The 20,263-nt window shown below is 69.4% G+C and carries 19 protein-coding genes; 15 read left to right on the forward strand and 4 right to left on the reverse strand.

The genetic code is table 11. The annotated features are described in order from the left end of the window. Positions 1–358 precede the first annotated feature (358 nt). From ABD767_RS10780 to ABD767_RS10790, 3 genes are read left to right on the forward strand one after another with little or no spacing between them, the layout of a single operon-like run. Complete coding sequence (locus tag ABD767_RS10780; RefSeq protein ID WP_344869662.1) at positions 359–1,507, forward strand: efflux RND transporter periplasmic adaptor subunit; 1,149 nt, start codon at positions 359–361, stop codon at positions 1,505–1,507. A 10-nt stretch (positions 1,508–1,517) separates the two neighbouring features. Next, positions 1,518–2,720: an ABC transporter permease gene (locus tag ABD767_RS10785; RefSeq protein ID WP_344869663.1), complete on the forward strand. Its 1,203-nt coding sequence runs from the start codon at positions 1,518–1,520 to the stop codon at positions 2,718–2,720. Next, positions 2,713–3,510: an ABC transporter ATP-binding protein gene (locus ABD767_RS10790; RefSeq protein WP_344869664.1), complete on the forward strand. Its 798-nt coding sequence runs from the start codon at positions 2,713–2,715 to the stop codon at positions 3,508–3,510. The genes ABD767_RS10785 and ABD767_RS10790 overlap by 8 nt, the downstream gene beginning before the upstream one ends. A gap of 141 nt (positions 3,511–3,651) precedes the next feature. Here the strand turns inward: ABD767_RS10790 and ABD767_RS10795 are convergent, their stop codons facing one another. Then, positions 3,652–4,899, reverse strand: a complete 1,248-nt coding sequence (locus ABD767_RS10795) for a PQQ-dependent sugar dehydrogenase (protein WP_344869665.1) — start codon at positions 4,897–4,899, stop codon at positions 3,652–3,654. 140 nt (positions 4,900–5,039) lie between these two features. Between ABD767_RS10795 and ABD767_RS10800 the strand changes: the two genes are divergently transcribed. From ABD767_RS10800 to ABD767_RS10825, 6 genes are all read left to right on the forward strand, one after another. Next, on the forward strand, positions 5,040–5,501 hold the full coding sequence (locus tag ABD767_RS10800; protein ID WP_425549916.1) for an RNA-binding S4 domain-containing protein: 462 nt from the start codon (positions 5,040–5,042) through the stop codon (positions 5,499–5,501). A gap of 75 nt (positions 5,502–5,576) precedes the next feature. Next, positions 5,577–6,548 carry a diguanylate cyclase gene (locus ABD767_RS10805; RefSeq protein WP_103044491.1) on the forward strand — a complete coding sequence of 324 codons (972 nt, stop codon included), beginning with the start codon at positions 5,577–5,579 and terminating at the stop codon, positions 6,546–6,548. A 105-nt stretch (positions 6,549–6,653) separates the two neighbouring features. Beyond that, positions 6,654–7,145 (forward strand): MarR family transcriptional regulator, encoded by a 492-nt coding sequence (locus ABD767_RS10810; protein ID WP_103044492.1) that lies wholly within the window; start codon positions 6,654–6,656, stop codon positions 7,143–7,145. A gap of 25 nt (positions 7,146–7,170) precedes the next feature. Further along, complete coding sequence (locus ABD767_RS10815; protein ID WP_103044493.1) at positions 7,171–8,676, forward strand: efflux transporter outer membrane subunit; 1,506 nt, start codon at positions 7,171–7,173, stop codon at positions 8,674–8,676. 16 nt (positions 8,677–8,692) lie between these two features. Then, positions 8,693–9,934 carry an HlyD family secretion protein gene (locus ABD767_RS10820; RefSeq protein ID WP_103044494.1) on the forward strand — a complete coding sequence of 414 codons (1,242 nt, stop codon included), beginning with the start codon at positions 8,693–8,695 and terminating at the stop codon, positions 9,932–9,934. A 3-nt stretch (positions 9,935–9,937) separates the two neighbouring features. Then, entirely contained in the window at positions 9,938–11,560 is a 1,623-nt protein-coding gene (locus tag ABD767_RS10825) for a DHA2 family efflux MFS transporter permease subunit (protein ID WP_103044495.1), read from the forward strand. Between the two features lie 24 nt (positions 11,561–11,584). Here ABD767_RS10825 and ABD767_RS10830 read toward each other — a convergent pair whose 3' ends face one another. After that, the gene (locus ABD767_RS10830) at positions 11,585–11,932 is read right to left on the reverse strand and encodes a hypothetical protein (RefSeq protein ID WP_344869666.1); all 348 of its coding nucleotides are present in this window, start codon (positions 11,930–11,932) and stop codon (positions 11,585–11,587) included. A 200-nt stretch (positions 11,933–12,132) separates the two neighbouring features. On the opposite strand from ABD767_RS10830, the gene ABD767_RS10835 reads away from it, so the two are divergent. The 5 genes from ABD767_RS10835 to ABD767_RS10855 are packed head-to-tail and all read left to right on the forward strand — an operon-like array spanning position 12,133 to position 17,489. Continuing rightward, positions 12,133–13,080 (forward strand): 4-hydroxyproline epimerase, encoded by a 948-nt coding sequence (locus tag ABD767_RS10835; RefSeq protein WP_344869667.1) that lies wholly within the window; start codon positions 12,133–12,135, stop codon positions 13,078–13,080. After that, positions 13,077–14,189 carry an NAD(P)/FAD-dependent oxidoreductase gene (locus ABD767_RS10840; RefSeq protein ID WP_344869668.1) on the forward strand — a complete coding sequence of 371 codons (1,113 nt, stop codon included), beginning with the start codon at positions 13,077–13,079 and terminating at the stop codon, positions 14,187–14,189. The genes ABD767_RS10835 and ABD767_RS10840 overlap by 4 nt, the downstream gene beginning before the upstream one ends. Beyond that, positions 14,186–15,781 (forward strand): FAD-dependent oxidoreductase, encoded by a 1,596-nt coding sequence (locus tag ABD767_RS10845; protein WP_344869669.1) that lies wholly within the window; start codon positions 14,186–14,188, stop codon positions 15,779–15,781. The genes ABD767_RS10840 and ABD767_RS10845 overlap by 4 nt, the downstream gene beginning before the upstream one ends. Further along, positions 15,778–16,806, forward strand: a complete 1,029-nt coding sequence (locus tag ABD767_RS10850; RefSeq protein ID WP_103044499.1) for an Ldh family oxidoreductase — start codon at positions 15,778–15,780, stop codon at positions 16,804–16,806. The genes ABD767_RS10845 and ABD767_RS10850 overlap by 4 nt, the downstream gene beginning before the upstream one ends. 14 nt (positions 16,807–16,820) lie before the next feature. Then, on the forward strand, positions 16,821–17,489 hold the full coding sequence (locus ABD767_RS10855; protein WP_103044500.1) for an FCD domain-containing protein: 669 nt from the start codon (positions 16,821–16,823) through the stop codon (positions 17,487–17,489). Between the two features lie 22 nt (positions 17,490–17,511). On the opposite strand, the gene icd is transcribed toward ABD767_RS10855, so the two are convergent. Beyond that, positions 17,512–18,786 (reverse strand): NADP-dependent isocitrate dehydrogenase, encoded by a 1,275-nt coding sequence (icd, locus tag ABD767_RS10860; RefSeq protein WP_103044501.1) that lies wholly within the window; start codon positions 18,784–18,786, stop codon positions 17,512–17,514. A 110-nt stretch (positions 18,787–18,896) separates the two neighbouring features. Between icd and ABD767_RS10865 the strand changes: the two genes are divergently transcribed. Further along, positions 18,897–19,361 carry a DUF192 domain-containing protein gene (locus ABD767_RS10865; protein ID WP_344869670.1) on the forward strand — a complete coding sequence of 155 codons (465 nt, stop codon included), beginning with the start codon at positions 18,897–18,899 and terminating at the stop codon, positions 19,359–19,361. A gap of 159 nt (positions 19,362–19,520) precedes the next feature. Here ABD767_RS10865 and ompA read toward each other — a convergent pair whose 3' ends face one another. Then, positions 19,521–20,156, reverse strand: coding sequence for an outer membrane protein OmpA (gene ompA / locus ABD767_RS10870; protein WP_103044503.1), 636 nt, complete (start codon positions 20,154–20,156; stop codon positions 19,521–19,523). Between the last annotated feature and the right edge of the window lie 107 nt (positions 20,157–20,263).

Below are 20,263 nucleotides of genomic sequence, written 5' to 3' on the forward strand. Positions count from 1 at the left end.
AATGGCCCGAAAAGGCACCAAGAATGGTGCAAGGACGCGGGCAAAACGGTGCGATTGCGTCATCTGAAAAACATCAGCCATGTAGCACTTGCGCAGCCGAGTTGTTCAGAATGTCCTTAACAGGCCCTAGACGTTTCTGAAATTCATGGCGGTCATCGGAGAAAAAAGTAGCGCTAACCATTCAGCGAATATCGACAAGTGGTGTTGCGCTTCACTTTTGGGAGCGTCCTCCAGCACCTGGTTGTTGAGACCGGCACTCGACACCTGGCTTTTCCTCTCCTACCTCCCTCCTGGCCATGTGCTTTTCTCTTCGGGGCGCCCTGTAATGCGCCGCCGCACTGTTGTGACAACGCTGGCCGTGGGCGCAGCCGTCTTGCTGCTGTCTGCCAGCATGGTGCAAAAAATGCGCGGGCCGGTGTTGCCCGCCTATGAAGTGACCGTACAGCCTCTGGTGCAAACCGTGGTGGCCACGGGCCGGGTCACGGCCGTATCGCGGGCTCAGGTGGGCAGTGCCATCACCGGCATCGTGCGCGAGCGGCGCGTGAGCGAAGGCGACCAGGTGCGGCCTGGCGACGTGCTGGCCGTGCTGCAGTCCGACGTACAGGAGGCCGAGCTGCGCCAGGCCCGCGCGACCCTGGCCGAGCTGCGGCACTCCACCCGCCCCCAGGCGCACAAAGCCTGGCAACATGCCCAGACCCAATGGCGGCAGGCACAGCGTGAACTGCAGCGCCGCACCGCTTTGGCAGCCCAGCAAGCCATTGCCCATGAGGAGTTGGAGCAAGCCGCCCAGGCAGAACACCAGGCCCGTATGGCGATGGAGCAGGCACAGCTGCAGGCCCGCAGCCTGCAGACCGGCCAGCCCCAGGAAGCCCTGGCCCTGGCCCGCGTTGCCAGCGCCCGGGCGGCGCTGGACAAAACCACCATCCGCGCGGAAATGGCCGGCACCATCCTGACCCGCAATGCAGAACCGGGCGACGTGGTGCAAGCCGGCCAGGTGCTGTTCGACATGGCCCGTGCAGAAGACACCGAGGTGCTGGTCGCCCTGGACGAGAAAAACCTGGGAACCCTGGCCCTGGGGCAGAGCGCCACCTGTATTGCCGATGCCTACCCCTACCAGCCCTTTGCCGCGCAGGTCAGCTTTGTTGCACCACGCATCGACCCCCAGCGCGGCACGGTGGACGTGCGCCTGACGGTTGCGCCCGTGCCCGACTTTCTGCGTCAGGACATGACGATTTCCGTCAACATCCAGACCGGACAGCAAGACCGGGCCATCGTCATTCCCAACGATGCCGTGGCCGGGCTGGAGCAAGGCCAGCCCCAGGTCTGGGTGGTGGAGGAAGGCCGCGCCCAGCGCCGCACGCTGCACCTGGGTCTGCGCGGGCTGGCGCAAACCCAGGTGATGCAAGGCGTGCAGCCGGGCGACTGGGTGCTGGCCGATGGGCAGGCGGAGCTCGCCCCCGGCCAGCGCGTGCGGGTACGGGCGCAAAAACTGCCCTGGGCACCATAGCGGGGCCGCCATGTGGACTGAATGGCAGATTGCCACCCGGTTCTTGCGCGATGGCAAAACGCAGAGCGTACTGATTCTGGTCGGCATTTCCGTGGGCGTGGCGGTGCTGGTGTTTTTAACGGCGCTGGTCAACGGCCTGCAGATCAACATCATCCACCGCACCCTGGGCACGCAGGCACATATCCGCATCGAGCCGCCGCAGGAGCGCAACCTCATCGCGCCGCCACCCGCAGGCAGCGTGCAACTGCTGCTGGAGAGCCAACGCGCCCAGCGCCTGCGCTCGATCAACAACTGGCAGCAGGTGCGCGACCTGCTGGAGGTCATGCCCGCGCTGGCCGCCGTCTCCCCCCTGATTGCCGGGCCGGCCTTTGCCCGTCGGGGGCAGGCGTCGGTGTCGGTCACGCTGCTGGGCATCGACCCGCCGCGCTACCGGCGCATCGTGGATCTGGAGGGCGCCATCGTGCAGGGCCAGTTTCGCCTGCACGCGGAAGATGCCCTGATCGGTAGCCAACTGGCCGCCGACCTGGGCCTGCGCATGGGCGACAAGCTGCGCCTGGATGCGGGCCAGGGCAGCGAGCGGGTGGTCAACATCGCCGGTATTTTTCAGCTGGGCGTGCGCGAACTGGATGCCCGCTACGTGTACCTGAACATGCAGCAAGTGCAGTCGCTGCTGCAACTGCCGGGCGCAGCCAGCAGCCTGGACATCAAGCTGCACGACCTGTTTGAAGCACAGACCATTGCCACCCGCCTGCAGCGCCTGACGGGCCTGAAAGTGCAAAGCTGGATGGAAACCAATACCCAGCTGATGAACGCCCTGCAATCGCAGCGCCTGTCCACCCGCATGGTGGGCTTGTTCGTGGCCTTGAGCGTATCGCTGGGCATTGCCAGCGTGCTGGCCGTCAGCGTGGTGCAGCGCACGCGCGAAATCGGCATCCTGCGGGCCATGGGGGCCAGCAGGCAGCAAATACGGCGCGTATTTTTGTTGCAAGGGGCCATCCTGGGCCTGCTGGGCGCGGTGCTGGGAAGCCTGAGCAGCTACGGGCTGGTGGCCATTTTCAACGCCTTTGCGGCCAATTTGTTCTCCATTCCCGTGGACTTGTGGCTGCCCTTGATGGCTACGCTTCTGGCCACCTTGACCGGGGTGCTCTCCGCCGCCATCCCCGCCCGCCGCGCCGCTGCGCTCAACCCGGTGGAGGCGATTCGCTATGTCTGAGCACGGCCAGGAAGTCTTGCGTCTGGAAGGCCTGTGCAAGCACTACAACCGGGGCAAGCCTACCGAAGTGCAGGTGCTGCATGACCTGCATCTGCGCCTGCAGCGCCAGGACTTTGCCGCGCTGGTGGGCAGTTCCGGCTCCGGCAAAAGCACGCTGCTGAATTTGATCGGGCTGCTGGATACGCCCACCGCCGGGGCGCTGTTTGTGCTGGGCCAGCCCACCCATCGTATGGACGATGCCCAGCGCACCGCATTGCGCGGGCGCAGCATTGGCTTCGTGTTCCAGTTCCATCACTTGATCACGGCATTTACCGCGCTGGAAAACGTGTTGATGCCACTGATGCTGGCCGGCCGCAAACCCACGCACACGCAAACCGAATTTGCCCGGCACCTGCTGGCCCAAGTGGGGCTGGAGCGGTTTGCCGGGCACCGGCCCGACCAGCTTTCCGGCGGCCAGCAGCAGCGCGTGGCCGTGGCCCGCGCCCTGGTCACGCAGCCGGCCCTGGTGCTGGCGGACGAACCCACAGGCAACCTGGACAGCCATTCCGCAGCCGAAGTATTTGCCCTGTTTCGCCGCTTTCAGCAGGAACTGGGCTGCGCCGTGCTGATGGTGACGCACGACGAGCGCATCGCCCGGCAGTGCGAGCGCACCATTCACCTGGTGGATGGGCGCCTAGGAGGCTGTCGGACTTGGAGCGTCGAAAGCGAGGATCGGCCCCAGCGAGCACAGTTTTTGCCGGATTTGCAGCCCAATAGCCGAGCTATTGGGCAAAAAGACGGTAAAAAATGAGCCGCTGCGGTCGATTTGCAGCCGACGATTTCCAAGTCCGACAGACTCGTAGTGTCCTGAATTGGAAATTCACTGCATAAATTAAATTGTTGAAGGCGCGGCCAGTTCCAGGATGCTTCGGCCATCGTGCGGCGCCGCGGGTCAATCCATAGGCGTCACGCGGATCAGCGCACCATCCTCGGCGTCGGTCAGCAGCATGACGGCACCATCAAAGGCGACGGCCACGTCGCGCACCCGGCCCTGGCCCTGCAAGTAGCGGGCCTCGCCGCTCACGCGGCCGTCGGCCAGCGTCAGCCGCACCAGCGCCTGGCCCGCAAGCCCGCCGATCAGCACGTCGCCCTGCCAGCCCGGGAACAGCGCTCCCTGATAGAAGGCCATGCCGCTGGGCGCGATCACCGGATCCCAGTAGTACACCGGCTGCTCCATGCCGTCCCTCGCGGTCAGCCCCTGGCCGATGGCCAGGCCGCTGTACTCCTCGCCATAGCTGATGACCGGCCAGCCGTAATTGCGCCCGGCCCTGGGCTGGTTCAGCTCGTCGCCGCCGCGCGCGCCGTGCTCGACGATCCACAGCCTGCCCTGCGCGTCCAGCGCCGCCGACTGCACATTGCGGTGGCCGTAGGACCAGATTTCCGGCACACCGCCGTGGATGCCCGGGTTGCCAGGGGCGGCGGCGCCGCTTTGCGGGTCGATGCGCAGCACCTTGCCCAGGTGGGAGGTCACGTCCTGCGCCAGCGGGCGGGCGCGGCGGTCGGAGCGCTCGCCAGTGGTCACGAACAGCATGCCCTCGCGGTCGAACACCAGGCGCGAGCCGAAGTGGTAGGTTGAATCCCAGGCGGGGTTTTGCCGAAAGATCACGCGCACCTGCTCCAGCGCGCTGCCGTCTTCGGACAGCACGCCGGTGGCCACTGCGGTGGCATTTTTCCCGCCGCCACGCGGCTCGGCGTAACTCCACCACAGCTGGCGCGTCTGGGCAAAGTCGGCATGCACCGCCACGTCCAGCAGCCCACCCTGCCCGCGGGCGTCGACCGCCGGCAGTCCGCTGATAGGCGGCGACACCGCGCCGTCCGCTGCGATGCGCCGCAGCCGCCCCGGACGCTCGGTCACCAGCCAGCTGCCGCCCGGCAGCTCGGCCATGCCCCAGGGGTGAACCAGGCCGCGGGCCAATACCTGGGTGCGCAACTGCACGCCCGCATCGATCACCGGCGCCCGGGTCTGGCCGGCAAACGCCGGCCGCTGCCGCGCCGCGTTGGGCGCGCGGGCGTTGAAGTCCTGCGCAACTCCTGCCACGGCCCAGAGCAGCAGCGCGGCGCCCAAGGCCGCCCGGCGCGTGCGGGATGGATTCGACGTCGCTACAGGGCGCTGCATCATGAATGGCAAGGTGCGCGGCATGGTGTCCTCCTCGTCGGGTGGGTGAGCGAAGCTGCGCACATCATGCACCGCGTCCATCCGCGCAGCTCCCAATCGCGAGGCGGCCACAGGAGGCATTAGGATCGCGGCGACACCCCCTCCTACAAGGACTCACCTCCCCGATGCGCACTACTCCAGCCCATTCCCCCCACGATGCCAACGCGATGCGCCTGGACAAATGGCTGTGGTGCGCGCGCTTCTACAAGACGCGCGCGCTGGCCGTCCACGAGATCGACAAGGGCCGCGTGCAGGTCAACGGCCAGAACGCCAAGCCAGCGCGCGAGCTTCGTGTGGGCGACACCGTGGCGCTGCGCCAGGGGTGGGTGGAGCGCACCGTCGTGGTGCGCGTGCTCAGCCCCATGCGCGGGTCGGCGCCGGTGGCGCAGCAGCTGTACGAGGAAACGCCCGAGAGTATTGCCGCGCGCGAGCAGGCCGCCCAGGCGCGCCGCCTGGCGCCCGAGCCGGCCAGCGCGCTGCGCGACGGCCGCCCGACCAAGCGCGACCGGCGCAACATCGACCAGGTGCAGCGCGGCTGGGGAGCGCGCTGGAGCGCGTCGGTGGACGACGATCCAACCCGGCCCTGAACAAGGTCACCGCACAACAAGTAACATACTGTTTCTTTTGCCCCTGACGCCCTCGCCTCCGACGCCACCACGGCAATGCATCCGACGCTCGACGCCACCACCGCCCTGCCCCTGTCCGACTTGCCGCCGCTGGTGCAGCAAGTCATTGCGCCGGCGCTGGCCGGCTGCGCCATGCCCGTGGCGCTGTACGACGCGCAGGACATGCTGCGCTACGCCAATACTGCGTTCGACGCGATCTACCTGGGCGGCCATCCGCTGCCGCTGTCGTTTGCCGACGTGCTGCGCCACAGCTGGCGCCAGGGCCTGGGCTCGTTCATCGACTGCGGCGACATCGAGGATTTTCTGGCCGACATCCTGCCGCGCCGGCGCAGTGCGCCGCTGCGCCAACTCACGACCGACCTGCGCGACGGCCGCTGGCTGCAGTTCACAGAAATGCTGCTGCCCGGCGACTGGCTGCTGACGATCGGCTCCGACATCACCGCGCTCAAGCGCCAGGAGCTGGACATCCGCCAGGCGCACTCCTGCGCCCTGCACGAAGCCCGCACCGATGCGCTGACCGGCGTGGCCAACCGCCGCCACATCCTGGAAGCAGCCGAGCAGGCGCTGGCCGCCCGCCCGGCCTGCGGCGGCCCCTGCCTGTCGATCGCGCTGATCGACCTGGATCATTTCAAGCGCATCAACGACCGCTACGGCCACCCGATTGGCGACGCAGTACTGCAGCATTTTTGCCAGCAGGCGCAGCAGCATCTGCGCTCGGTCGACACGCTGGGGCGCTATGGCGGCGAAGAGTTTCTGGTTCTGCTGCCCGGCGCCGACGCTGCGGCCGCACAAACCATCATTGCACGACTGCACCGCATGCGGGCCAACCGCGACGCCGCACTGCCCGCCATCACGCTGTCGGCCGGCATTGCACAAGCAAGCAGCGGCGAAACACTGGGCCAGCTGCTGCAGCGTGCCGACCAGGCGCTGTACACCGCGAAAACGGCCGGGCGCGGTACAACCGTCGTCGCTCCATCCGTCCCCACTGAGATCGTAAACACGCTCTGAGCAAATACGCCTGAGCGCATCCGGGGCGCAAGCGCCTGTTGCGGCACGTAAAAAAACCAATTACTTGTCTAGACAAACATTGTCTCGTCAATAAAATACGCTACCATGTCCGCTGCACCGCCCTCCCCGCCAGCCGCCCGCTTCTACGACCCGGCCCACCTGGAGCCGGGCGAGAGCATTGGCTACCTGATGCGCCGGGTCATGTCCTCGATGCGCAACCAGATCGACGCCCGCCTGTCGGCGCACGATCTGACCTATACCCAATGGTGGCCGCTGTTTCGCATGGCCATGTGCCCGCAGGGCACGACGCTGGCCACGCTGGCGCGCGAGCTCGAATCCGACCCGGCAGCAATGACCCGCGTGCTCGACCGCCTGCAGGCCAAGGGGCTGATCGTGCGCGAGCGCTCGACGGCCGACCGCCGCGTCGTGCACCTGTCACTGACCGAAGCGGGCCAGACCACGGCCGCATTGGTGCCGCCAGTGCTGGCCGACGTGCTCAACGGCCATCTGAGCGACTTCACCCACGACGAATGGCAGCTGCTGCTGCGCATGCTGCAGCGCATGCTCGCCAACGGCGAGGCACTGCGCCAGCGCTGAACCCCTTTCACAACCACACCACCCCATGATTTTTTCTGGCACCCCACGCGCTGCTGGCGCACTCCGGTGGCCACCGGCCGCGCTGGCACTGGCCTGCGCGCTGCTGCTGAGCGCCTGCGCCAACCCCGGCCCGGATCGTGCGCCGCTGGCCATGAGCACACCCGCGGCCGCCGGCCTGGACGCATCCGCGGACGCCGCCGCACTGGCCCCGCCGCAGTGGTGGCAGGCGCTGGGCGATGCACGGCTCGATGCCCTGGTGCAGCAGGCGCTGCAGGACAGCCCCAGCATGGCGATCGCTCGCGCGCGGCTGGAGCAGGCCATCGCGCTCAGCCAGGTGCGCGAGGCGGCCAACGGCCCGCAGGCGCAGCTGGGCGCCGACCTGACGCGCCAGCACTACACCGCCAACGGCATGATCCCGCCGCCCGTGGCCGGCCATACCTACAACAGCGCCAACCTGCAGGCGTCGCTGTCGTGGTCGCTGGACTTCTTTGGCCGCCACGCGGCCGAGCTGCAAGCGGCGCTCGGCCAGGCGCGCGCCGCGCAGGCCGACGCCGCCCAAGCCGCCAATGTGCTGGCCGCGCAGGTTGCCAACGCCTACGTGGCGCTGGCGCGCCTGCACGCGCAGCAGCGGGTCATGCAGCGGCTGCTGGAGCAGCGCAGCGAGCAGCTGGCACTGACCGAAGAGCGCGTGCACGCAGGCCTGGACAACCAGGTGACGCTGGCGCAGACCCAGGCCGCCGTGCCCGACGCCCGCACCCAGATCGAGGCGCTGGACGAGCAGATCACGCTGACGCGGCGCCAGCTGGCCGTGCTGTGCGGCCAGGCGCCCGATGCGCAGGCCACCCTCGCGCCGCAGCTGTCCGCGCTGCACGCGGGCGAGATGCCCACGCAACTGGGCGCCGACCTGCTGGGCCGCCGCCCCGACGTGGTTGCCGCGCGCTGGCGCGTCGAGGCGGCCGGGCACGGCGTCGATGCAGCGCGCAAGGCCTTCTACCCCGACATCAACCTGGGCGCCTTCGTCGGCCTCAACGCGCTGGGGCTGGATCAGCTGCTGCGCGGCAGCTCGCGCCAGATTGGCGTGGCGCCGGCGCTGCGCCTGCCGCTGTTCGACGGCGGCCTGCTGCGCGCCCAGCTGGGCAGCCAGCGCGCCGAGCAGGACGCGGCCATCGCCCAGTACAACGCGCTGGTGCTGCAGGCCGCGCAGCAGGCGGGCGACGCGATTGCCTCGCTGCAGTCGCTGGCGCGCCAGCAGACGCAGCAGGCCCAGGCCGGCGCCGCGGCCGAAAGGGCCTACGACTTTGCCCAGCAGCGCTACCGCGCGGGCCTGGGCGGCTACCTGGTCGTGCTGGCCAGCGAGACCCAGGTGCTGGCCCAGCGCCAGCAAGGAGTGGACTTGCTGGCGCGCCAGCTGAGCGCGCGCATCGCGCTGATGCAGGCGCTGGGTGGCGGCTGGCCGGGCGACGGCGCGCCGCTGCCCGCCACGGCAGCAACGGCCACGACGACCGCAGCGCCGCTTTCGAACAACCGATAACAACAAAGCACTTTCCATGAGCACCACCACCTCTCCCCAGTCCGCCCGCGCCAAGCGCCGCCGCGGCCTCACCCTGATAGCCCTGGCCTGCACCGTCGCCGGCGTGGCCTGGGGCGGCTGGCACTGGCTGCACAGCCGCAACTTCGAGACCACCGACAACGCCTACGTGGCCGGCAACGTGGTGCAGATCACGCCCCAGATCGGCGGCACCGTCATTGCCATCCACGCCGACGACACCGACTTCGTGCGCGCCGGCCAGCCGCTGGTCGAGCTCGACAACGCCGACACCAAGGTGGCACTGGCCCAGGCCCAGGCCAAGCTGGCCAGCACGGTGCGCGAGGTGCGCCAGCTCTACGCCAACACCACCGCGCTGCAGGCCCAGGTGCAGCTGCGCCGCGCAGAGCTTGCGCGCGCCCAGGCCGAAGAGCAGCGCCTGCGTGACGACGTGCGCCGGCGTGCACCGCTGACGGCCAGCGGCGCCGTCGGCAAGGAGGAATACCAGCACGCCAGCGCGCAGCTGAGCGCGGCGCAGTCGGCCGTGGCCGCCGCGCAGTCGGCCATTGCTGCGGCGCAGGAGCAGTTGGCCGCCAGCGCCGCGCAGACCGAGGGCGTGGACGTGGCCCGGCACCCGGGCGTGCTGGCTGCCGCAGCGCAGCTGCGCCAGGCCTGGCTGGCCGAGCAGCGCACCCACCTGTTGGCGCCGCTTGACGGCCAGGTGGCCAAGCGCGGCGTGCAGATCGGCCAGCGCATTGCCGCTGGCGCGCCGGTGATGACCGTCGTGCCGCTCACCCAGCTGTGGGTCGACGCCAACTTCAAGGAAAGCCAGCTCAGGGACATCCGCATTGGCCAGGCCGCCACGCTGGTGGCCGACCTGTACGGCGACAAGGTCAGCTACCACGGCCGCGTCGTCGGCCTGGGCGCGGGCACCGGCGCGGCGTTTGCGCTGCTGCCGGCGCAGAACGCCACCGGCAACTGGATCAAGGTGGTGCAGCGCGTGCCGGTGCGCATCACGCTCGACCCCAAGGATCTGGCCGAACACCCGCTGCGCGTGGGCCTGTCGATGGACGTGTCGGTCGACATCCGCGACCAGAGCGGCGCGGTGCTGCCAAGCGCCGAGCGCCAGGACCCGGTGGCCGCCACCAGCGTGTTCGACGAGCAGCTGAGCTCGGCCGACGCGCTGGTCGCACGCATCATTGCCGACAACCTGGGCCGCCACGCGGCCGCAGGCCAGGCGCGCGCGCAGTCAGCGGCGCGGTAAAGCATGAGCGACGCCGCCACCCTCTCCGCGGGCGACGCCCCGCCGCCCGAGCGCGAGAACGACGCGCCCGCCAGCGCCGCCGCGCCCCACCCGCCGCTCCAGGGCATGGCGCTGGTGCTGGGCACGCTGTCGCTGTCGCTGGCCACGTTCATGAACGTGCTCGACTCGTCGATCGCCAACGTCTCGCTGCCCGCCATTGCCGGCGACCTGGGCGTCAGCCCCCAGCAGGGCACCTGGGTCATCACCAGTTTCGGCGTGGCCAACGCCATCTCGGTGCCGCTGACCGGCTGGCTCACACAGCGCTTTGGCGCGGTGCGCCTGTTCACCGCCAGCGTGCTGCTGTTCGTGCTCACCTCGTGGTTGTGCGGCTTTGCCTGGTCGCTGGAGACACTGGTGTTCTTCCGCGTGCTGCAGGGCGCCGTCGCCGGGCCGATGATCCCGCTGTCGCAAACCCTGCTGCTGGCCAGCTACCCGGTTGCGCGCGCCGGCATGGCGCTGGCCATGTGGGGCATGACGACGCTGGTCGCGCCCGTCGTCGGGCCGCTTCTGGGCGGCTGGATCACCGACAACATCGCCTGGCCCTGGATCTTCTACATCAACGTGCCCGTGGGCATCGTCGCCGCGGCGCTGACCTGGAGCCTGTACCGCCACCGCGAGACGCCCACGCGCAAGCTGCCCATCGACACCATCGGCCTGTCGCTGCTGGTGCTGTGGGTGGGCGCGCTGCAACTGATGCTGGACAAGGGCAAGGAGCTGGACTGGTTCGCCTCGGGCGAGATCATCACGATGGCCGTCGTCGCCGTCGTCGGCCTGGCTGTGTTTCTGGTGTGGGAGCTGACCGACGAGCACCCGGTGGTCGACCTGCGGCTGTTCGGCCAGCGCAACTTCGCGTTCGGCGTGGTCGCACTGTCGGTGGCGTATGGATTGTTTTTTGGCAACGTGGTGCTGCTGCCGCTGTGGCTGCAGCAATACATGGGCTACACCGCAACGGCCGCCGGCATGGCGCTGGCGCCCGTCGGCGTGCTGGCCATTGCGTTGACGCCGCTGGCCGGGCGCAAGGTGAGCCACTGGGATCCGCGCACCATGGCGACGGTCGCGTTCATCGTCTTCAGCCTGGTGCTGTGGATGCGCGCACAGTTCACGACCGAAACCAGCCTGATCCAGATCATCATTCCGACGGTGATCCAGGGCGCTGCCATGTCGTTCTTCTTCATCCCGCTGACCACCATCACGCTGTCCAACCTGCCCCACCACCGCATTCCGGCCGCCGCCGGCCTGTCCAACTTCGTGCGCATCACCGCCGGCGCCATGGGCACCTCGATCGCCACGACCTGGTGGGACAGCCGCGCGTCGCTGCACCACGCCCACCTGACCGAGGCGCTGGTCGCCGGCCAGGGCGTATTTGCGCAGACGCTGGAGAAGATGACCGCCGCCGGCCTGAGCCACGAGCAGGCGCTGGTGCAGATCAACCGCATGATCGACCAGCAGGCCTACACCCGCGCGGCCGACGACATCTTCCTGGGCTCGGCCTATGTCTTCCTGGGCCTGATCATGCTGATCTGGCTGACCAGCCGCCCCGGCCCCACGGTGGGCGACGGCTCGCCCGGGGCTTCGGCGGCGCATTGATACGAAACGCCGCCGCGCAAGAAGTCAGCGTCCAAACTCGCGCAGCATCGCCGTCATGGTGCGCGCGACACAGGCGCCGTCGCAGCGCCCGGCCAGATAGCCCGAGCCGCAGACCTGCAGCTCGTGCAGCGCCGCGCCCAGTGCGCGCGCCTGCGCTGGCGGTTCGAGCGACGCGCCGGCCTGCAGACCCTGGCGCGCCGCCGCGACCATGGTGTTTGCCATGTGGCCGGCATCCACCTCCCCGCGCAAAAACGACGGCGCCACCGCCAGCGCCTGGCCCAGCGCGGCGTGCATATGTGCCAGAGCATCGCCGGCCGGTGCGCCGCCGCCCGGAGCCGCCGCCCCCGAAGCCGATGGATGATGCCCTTGCATGTTGCGCACTCCTCACGCCCCGCTGCGCCAGCCCCGGTGGCCGGGCCGCATGATGGACGGGACACGGCGCCATTGTGGTGCGCCGTCCATACATGGGCCGGCACCAGGGTCACGCTCGGTCGGCACCAGGGTTGCCTTACCATTGCAGAGCAATAAATATCTATTTAATATATTTACAAGACATGCCACGATTCAATTCCATGCAACGCATTCACGTCATTGATTCGCACACCGGCGGCGAGCCCACGCGCCTGGTGATGAAAGGCTTTCCCGACCTGGGCAGCGGCACCATGGCCGAGCGCCGCACGCTGTTGGCCGAGCACCACGACGCCTGGCGCCGGGCGACGGTGCTGGAGCCTCGCGGCAGCGACGTCGTCGTCGGCGCGCTGCTGTGCGCACCGCAGGACGCGGCAAACACCGCGGGCGTCATCTTCTTCAACAACACCGGATACCTGGGCATGTGCGGCCACGGCACGATCGGCCTCGTCGCGTCGCTGGCCTACCTGGAGCGCATCGCGCCGGGCGAGCACCGCATCGAGACGCCGGTCGGCCTTGTCACGACCACGCTGCACGACGATGGCAGCGTCAGCGTGCGCAACGTGCCCGCCTATCGCCTGCACCAGGGCCTGTCGGTCGACGTGCCGGGCCACGGGCGCGTCGTGGGCGACGTGGCCTGGGGCGGCAACTGGTTCTTCCTGGTCAGCGACCACGGCCAGCGCGTCGCCAGCGACAACATCGCGCAGCTCACCGACTACGCCTGGGCGCTGCGCCAGGCGTTGCAGGCAGCGGGCGTGCGCGGCAACGACGGCGGCGTGATCGACCACATCGAGCTGTTTGCCGACGACGCGCAGTTCGACAGCCGCAACTTCGTGCTCTGCCCGGGCCGCGCCTACGACCGCTCGCCCTGCGGCACCGGCACCAGCGCCAAGCTGGCGTGTCTTGCCGCCGACGGCAGGCTGGCGCCGGGCCAGGTCTGGCGCCAGGCCAGCATCATCGGCAGCCACTTCGAGGCCAGCTACCAGAGCGCGGGCGACGGGCGCATCCTGCCCACGCTGCGTGGGCGCGCGCACATCAGCGCCGACGCCACGCTGCTGATCGAACCCGGCGACCCATTCGGCTGGGGCATCGCGCCGGGCGCCGGCGCATGAGCACCAGCGACGTCGTCATCATCGGCGCCGGCATCGTGGGCGCGGCCTGCGCCGACGCGCTGGCCCGCTCAGGCCTGTCGGTGCGGGTGATCGACGCGCGCATCGGCGGCGCAACCGCCGCCGGCATGGGCCACCTGGTGCTGATGGACGACAACCCGGCCGAGCTTGCGCTCAGCCAGGCGTCTCTGGCCCAGTGGCAGGCGCTGCGCCCGGCGCTGCAGCGCGAGGCGCCCGATGCGGCCTACACCGCCAGCGGCACGCTGTGGGTGGCCGCCAACGACGCCGAAATGCACGAGGCCGAGCGCAAGCACGCGCGCCTGCAGGCGCTGGGCGTGGTCTGCGATCTGCTGGATGCCGCCCAGCTGAGCCGCACCGAGCCGCTGCTGGCGCCCCAGCTGTGCGGCGCGCTGCGCGTGCCGGGCGACGCCATCGTCTACGCGCCCAACGCCGCCGCCTGGCTGCTGCGCCGCCACGGCGCGCGCATCCAGGTCACGCAGGCGCGCGCAGTGCGCATCGACGCCGACGGCGTGCACCTGGCCGACGGCAGCCGTTTGAGTGCCGGCGCCACCGTGCTGGCCGCGGGCCTGCATGCTGCCGCACTGTGCCCCGGCCTGCCGCTGCGCGCCAAGAAGGGGCAGCTGGCGATCACCGACCGCTACCCCGGCTGGCTGCGCCACCAGGTCGTCGAGCTGGGCTACATCCACAGTGCCCACCACAGCGAGGGCACGTCGGTGGCGTTCAACCTGCAGCCGCGCCCCACGGGCCAGCTCCTGATCGGCTCCTCGCGCGCGTTCGACACACAGGACCGGCAGATCGACAACGCGCTGCTGGCGCGCATGTTGCGCCGCGCTCTGCGCTACGCACCTGCGCTGGCGCAATGCAACATCATCCGCACCTGGGCAGGTTTTCGCGCGGCCACGCCCGACGGCTTGCCGCTGATTGGCGCGCACCCGCGGCTGGAGCGCCTGTGGCTGGCCGTCGGCCATGAAGGCCTGGGCGTGACCGCTGCGCCGGCCACCGGCAAGCTGATCGCCGCGCAGATCACCGGCAGCGTGCCCTGCATCGACCCCGCGCCCTACGCGCCGACCCGCCTGGAGTGGGCCGCATGAACACCGCCGCCGCCCCGCTCACGATCACGGTCGACGGCGCGCTGCTGCAGGTGACCGCCGGCATCAGCCTGGCCGCTGCGCTGGCGCTGCGCCCTCCGGGCACCACGCGCCGCGCGGTCGGCGGTGCGCTGCGCGCGCCGCTGTGCGGCATGGGCGTGTGCCATGAATGCCGCGTCGAGGTCGATGGCCAGCGCCGCCTGGCCTGCCAGACGCCGTGCGCGCCAGGCATGCAGGTCATCACCGGCGCGGCCGACCCTGCGCTGCCGGACGACGTGCCACACGCCCCGCCCGGCGCATTGGCGAGTGGCCCGCGCCACTGCGACCTGCTGATCATCGGCGCCGGCCCGGCCGGGCTGGCCGCTGCACTGGCAGCAGCGCCCAGCGGCGCCGCCATCGTGCTGGTCGACGACAACCCCGCGCCCGGCGGCCAGATCTGGCGGGCCGGCCCGCAGGCCCAGCTGCCAGCGCAGGCGCACGCGCTGCGCGAGCAGCTGCAGCGCCACGCCAACATTCGCTGGCTGGGCGGCACCCGCGTCGTCGGCCTGGGGCCGGCCGGCACGCCCGGCCAGGCGCCTGCCCTGCTGCTGGAAAACGCCGAACAAGGCTGGCTGCAGACCAGCGGGCGCCTGATTCTGTGCACCGGCGCGCGCGAGCTGCTGCTGCCCTTTGCCGGCTGGACGCTGCCAGGCGTGACCGGCGCCGGCGGCCTGCAGGCGCTGATCAAGGCAGGGCTTGCGGTGCGCGGCGAGCGCATCGTCGTCGCCGGCAGCGGCCCGCTGCTGCTGGCCGCCGCGCACACCGCCCGGCAGGCTGGCGCCCAGGTGCTGCGCATTGCCGAGCAGACCCGCTGGCCGGCACTGCTGGGCTTTGCCGCGCAGCTGCCGCGCTGGCCGGCCAAGGCGGCGCAGGCTGCAAGCCTGGCCAGCCCGGCGCTGCGTGTGGGCTGGCACGTGGCGCAAGCCCATGGCGACGATCGGCTGGCCAGCGTCACGCTGACCAACGGCGCGGCACAGGAGGCCATCGCCTGCGACCGCCTGGCCTGCGGCTTTGGCCTGGTGCCCAACACACAGCTGGGCCAGCTGCTGGGCTGCGCGCTGAACGCGCACCAAGGCCTGCAGGTCGACACGCTGCAGGCCACCGGCGTGGCCCAAGTGTGGGCCGCAGGCGAGTGCACCGGCTTTGGCGGCAGCGAAAAAGCGCTGGCCGAAGGCGCGATTGCCGGCCACGCCGCCGTCGGCGAACTGCACGTCGCGCAGGCGCTGACCGGACGGCGCCTGCGCTGGCAGGGTTTTGCCGACGCGCTGCGGCGCAGTTTTGCGCTCGATCCCGCACTGCGCCAGCTGCCGCAGGCCGACACGCTGGTGTGCCGCTGCGAGGACGTGGCGCACGGCCAGCTTGCGCCGCGCAGCGACTGGATAGACGCCAAGCTGCACACGCGCTGCGGCATGGGCGCATGCCAGGGCCGTGTGTGCGGCGCGGCCGCGCAGTTCCTGTATGGTTGGACGCCCGCCCCCGCCCACCATCTGCTGGCCCCGGCCCGCCTTGCAACGCTTGCGGGCATGGCCAGCTCCTGCGACGCCCCTGTGCCATGACCTCTGCCGACTCTTCCACCACCGTGCGCCTGCCGCTGGCTCAGCTGCACGATCTGGCCTGCCGCGTGCTGGCGCGCCAAGGCCTGTCGCCCGCGCACGCCCAGGCCATGGCGCGCACCATCGTCGCCGGCCAGCGCGACGACTGCGCATCGCATGGCCTGTACCGCCTGATCACCTGCAGCCAGACGGCGGCCAGCGGCAAGGTCGACCTGCAGGCCGAGCCCGTCGTCCACCCGACGCGCGGCGCCGTCGTGCGCGTGGACGCGCGGCGCGCGTTCTCGCCGCTGGCCTTCGAGCGCGGCCTGCCGGCGCTGGTCGAGGCGGCGCGCACGTATGGCCTGGGCGCGCTCGTCATTCAGCAATGCTTTCACTTCTCGGCGCTGTGGCCCGAGGTCGAGGACATCACCGCCCACGGCCTGGCAGCGCTGGCGTTGACGCCCAGCCACTCCTGGGTTGCGCCTGCGGGCGGACACAAGCCGGTATTCGGCACCAACCCAATCGCCTTTGGCTGGCCTCGCCCCGGCCCCACACCCTTCGTGTTCGACCTGGCGACCAGCGCCATCGCCCGCGGCGACCTGGAGCTGCACCGGCGCGCCGGCACGCCGCTGCCGCCGGGCTGCGGCGTGGACGCCCAGGGGCGCGAGAGCACTGACCCCATCGCGGTGGCCCAGGGTGCAATGCGCACTTTTGGCGGCCACAAGGGCTCGGCGCTGGCCGCCATGGTCGAGTTGATGGCCGGCGCGCTGATCGGCGACTGGATCAGTCAGGAGTCGCTGGCGTTCGACGATGGCGCCGGCGCCGCGCCCTGCCACGGCGAGCTGATCCTGGCGTTCGACCCGATCCAGCTGTCGGGCGGCGACCTGGCCCAGGCCCAGCAGCGCGCCGAGGTGCTGCTGTCATCGATCACCGACCAGGGCGCGCGCCTGCCATCGCAGCGCCGCCACGCCGCACGCGAGCGCAGCCTGCGCGAGGGCGCCGCCGTGCCGCGCACGCTGTACGAAGAAATTCTGGCGCTAGCCCACTGACCCCTCCGCAACCCATGCCGCTTGCCACACCGACCACCCGCACGCCACCGACCAGGCGCGCCGCCGACCTGGCCTACGACGCGCTAGAGGCGCTGATCTCGACGCTGCAGCTACAGCCGGGCAGCGCGGTGGTCGAGGCCGACCTCGTCGCGCTCACCGGCCTGGGCCGCACCCCCGTGCGCGAGGCACTGCTGCGCATGGTCTCGATCGGCCTGGTCGTGCAGCAGCCGCGCCGCGGCCTGCTGGTGTCTCACATCGACCTGGCCGAATACCTGGATGTGATCGCCACGCGCCGCGCGCTCGAAGCGCTGATCGCCGCCTGCAGCGCGCGCCGCGCCACGCCCGCGCAGCGCGACGCCCTGGTGCAACGCGCCCAGGACATGGTGAATACCGCCGAAAGCGGCGACCTGGACGCCTATATGCGCGCCGACCACGCGCTGGACGTGGTCAACCACCAGGCCTGCGCCAATGCACCGGCGGTCAAGTGCGTGATTCCGCTCATCGTGCAATGCCGACGTTTCTGGTATGCCTACCAGAGCGAAGGCGACATCGTCCGGGCCGCCGACGCCCACATGGCGCTGGCGCAGGGCATTGCCTCGGGCGACGAGGCGCGCGCCGTCGCCGGCGCCCACCAGCTGATGGACTATCTGCAGCAGTACGCGCGGCGGGTGATCGAGCGCTGATGTCCCCCGCCCGCCCCGGCGTTCAGGCTTCCTCGGCGTGCAGCTGGTCGATCAGCACCTGGCCAAAGCCCGAGCAGCTGACCTGGGTCGCGCCCTCCATCAGGCGGGCGAAGTCATAGGTCACGTGCTTGCTCCGGATGGCTTTTTCCATGATGCGGATGATGGCGTCGGCCGCCTCGATCCAACCCATGTGGCGCAGCATCATCTCGGCCGACAGGATGATCGAGCCGGGGTTGACGTAGTCCTTGCCCGCGTACTTGGGCGCCGTGCCGTGCGTGGCCTCGAACACCGCGACGCTGCCCGACAGATTGGCACCCGGCGCGATGCCGATGCCGCCCACCTGCGCGGCCAGCGCGTCGGAGATGTAGTCGCCGTTGAGGTTGAGCGTGGCAATCACGCTGTACTCGACCGGACGCAGCAGGATCTGCTGCAAAAAGGCGTCGGCAATGCTGTCCTTGATCGTGATTTCGCGGCCCGTCTTCGGGTTTTTCAGGCGCATCCAAGGGCCGCCGTCGATCAGCGTCGCGCCGAACTCGCGCGCCGCCAGTGCATAGCCCCAGTCGCGGAACGCCCCCTCGGTGAACTTCATGATGTTGCCCTTGTGCACCAGGGTCACGCTGGGCTTGTCATGGTCGATCGCGTACTGGATGGCCTGGCGCACCAGACGCTCGGTGCCCTCGCGCGACACGGGCTTGATGCCGATAGCCGAGGTCTCGGGAAAACGGATCTTGTGGATGCCGAACTCCTCGTGCAGAAACTGCATCAGGCGCCGCGCCTGGCTTGATCCGGCCTCGAACTCGATGCCGGCGTAGATGTCCTCAGAGTTCTCGCGAAAGATCACCATGTCGGTCTTGCTCGGCTCGCGCACCGGCGACGGCACGCCCTTGAAGTAGCGCACCGGCCGCAAGCAGACGTACAGGTCGAGCTGCTGGCGCAACGCCACGTTCAGCGAGCGGATGCCACCGCCCACCGGCGTGGTCAGCGGCCCCTTGATCGACACCGCGTACTCGCGCACCGCATCCAGCGTCTCGTCGGGCAGCCACACGTCGGGGCCATAGACGCGCGTGGCCTTCTCGCCGGCGTATACCTCCATCCAGTGGATCTGGCGTTCGCCGCGGTAGACCTGGGCGACTACGGCATCGACCACGCGGCGCATCACCGGCGTCACGTCCACGCCCGTACCATCGCCCTCGATGAAGGCAATGATGGGCTGAGACGGCACGTTCAGCGCGCCGTCGGCGCCCACGGTGATCTTCTGGCCCGCTTCGGGAACCTGGATGTGCTGGTACTGGGTCATGGGTGGAAAGCCTCCGCTCGTGGCCTGCGTGCCTGGGCGCAGCCGCTGGGCCTGTGGTGAAATATCTGCAACGATTCTATTGTCAATAAACCATGCATCCCACGCCTTCCATGCTTCGTTTTGCCCTGCTGCAAGGCGGTCTCGCACTGTCGCTGCTGCTGCCCACCGCGCCGGCAGTTGCGCAGCAGGCGCCCCAGCTGGATTTGCCGCGCACCGAGATCACGGCCGGCATGCACCGCATCGACGCCCAGGTGGCCGCTACGGCGCGCCAGCGCGAGATCGGCCTGATGTACCGCCGCGAAATGCCGGCACACGAAGGCATGCTGTTCGCCTTCCCGGAGCTGGGCGTGCAGTGCTTCTGGATGAAGAACACGCCGCTGGCGCTCACCGCGGCCTTCGTCGCCGACGACGGCCGCATCGTCAATCTGGCCAACATGCAGCCGCACAGCGAAGAATCGCACTGCTCCAGCGAGCCGGTGCGCTACGTGCTGGAAATGAACCAGGGCTGGTTTGCCAAGCGCGGACTGAAAGCAGGCAGCAAACTGGCGGGCGCGCCCTTTGGCGCGCCGCGCTGATTACCCTGCGACAACCGAATGGCGGCCGAATGGCGGCCAGACGATATTTCCCAGGTGTCGCCGCCGCTTGATTTCAACGACCCGTCAGTCCAGTACCGAGAATTTCAGGCAACAAAAAAGCCCCTTGCGGGGCTTTTCTGCCGAATACCGGAAAACCGATCAGTTGGCGCGGGTGCCGACCACTTCGATTTCCACGCGGCGGTTCTTCGCACGGCCTTCGCGGGTGGCGTTGGACGCGATGGGCTGGGCTTCGCCCTTGCCTTCGGTGTACACGCGGTTTTTTTCGATGCCCTTGGTCACCAGGTAGGCCTTGACGGCTTCTGCGCGGCGCACCGACAGCTTCTGGTTGTAGGCATCAGGGCCAGTGGAGTCGGTGTGACCCACGGCGATGATGACTTCCAGGTTGATGTCTTTGACCTTGGAGACCAGGTCGTCCAGCTTGGCCTTGCCTTCGGGCTTGAGTACAGCCTTGTCGAAGTCGAAGAAAGCGTCGGCCGAGTAGGAAACCTTGCTGGCAGCAGCCGGAGCGGGCTTGGGAGCCGGAGCCGGAGCAGCGGCCACAGGAGCCGGCGCGGGGGCCGGAGCAGCAGCGGCAGCCTTGACCAGCGCGCCGTCGCAGCCTTCGGCGGCCGTGGCAGGCGTCCAGTTGGCGTCGCGCCAGCACAGTTCGTTCGTACCGTTCTTCCAGACCAGGTCGCCCGAGCCGTTCTTCCAGTTGTCCACGGTCTGGGCACCGGCAGCAGTAGCAAGCGCAGCCGAGGCAATCAGCATCGCCACTTTATTGAGTTTGTTCATGGTTCTCCTTTTAACGAGAAAAAAGCCGCAGCCGCGCTGCGTATCAAATACGTTGTCAGTGACCACCACCAAAAACGTTGTAAAGATTGTGCCATAGCGGGCTATTA

The organism is Comamonas faecalis, from assembly GCF_039538025.1.
Taxonomy (GTDB): Bacteria; Pseudomonadota; Gammaproteobacteria; order Burkholderiales; family Burkholderiaceae_C; genus Comamonas_C; species Comamonas_C faecalis.